The organism is Phytoactinopolyspora endophytica, from assembly GCF_004138495.1.
Taxonomy (GTDB): domain Bacteria; phylum Actinomycetota; class Actinomycetes; order Jiangellales; family Jiangellaceae; genus Phytoactinopolyspora; species Phytoactinopolyspora endophytica.
On the sequence record NZ_ML142854.1, the window covers coordinates 109,826 to 110,572 of the forward strand.

General features: G+C 68.4%; 1 pseudogene. It reads right to left on the bottom strand.

The window, feature by feature from the left end:
* Window positions 1-562 (bottom strand): annotated as a pseudogene (locus ELR45_RS37785) (hypothetical protein); the annotation flags it as partial.
* Window positions 563-747 lie beyond the last annotated feature (185 nt).

Here is a 747-nt window from a genome sequence, read left to right on the forward strand (position 1 = left end):
AGGTCGCGTCCCCCGCGCCGGTGCCGGTTGCAAGCGCGAGGACGTGGTCCTCTCGGCCGGACCGGGCGCCCACAGTAGTCACGGCTTCCACGTCCATCACCAAGATCAACCGGGGCAGATACCACCAGTGCTCACGGCGCAGAAGCGGCGAGTCGGCATAGGCACGCGACGGTGGATACTTCCTTAGCTCCTGGCCGAGCAGCCGATCGACGAACATGTGGCCGGTGCGGTCTTCGATCAGTGTGAAGCGCCCGGTCAAGGCCACCGGGCGCCAATCCGATCCGGTCATGCGCGGATCGGACAGGACCACAGTGGCGCTGGACGCGGAGGCGACCGCATGTGCCAGCTCGCTTTCGGCATACGTGCAGGCGATAGCGGGCCCAGGGGCGTCGGCCAGCCACAACGGAGTGACCGGCCGGGCACTGGGCCGTCCGGCGGGCTCGAGCCACGCAAGCTCGGCCACCGAGGCGGCCCGGACGGCCTGACTGATCTCGGCGTCGCGTCTCAGAGCATGTCTCCTGGTGACGGGAGTCCAAGCATCATAGGCGAAGCCCGTGTCCATCGACGCTCAGGTGTAGCCGGAGCGGGCACCGGCCGTCGGCCATCGGGTCGTGATGGGAACGAGGCTCCACCTCGCTATTGACGGCGAGCGTGACGTGAGTCATAGTGCGGCCAGACACGTGTCACCCGGCCACAGGGGGAGGCCGAGGCCAGTCAAGGAGGCCCGATGCCCGCCGTTGTCGTCGC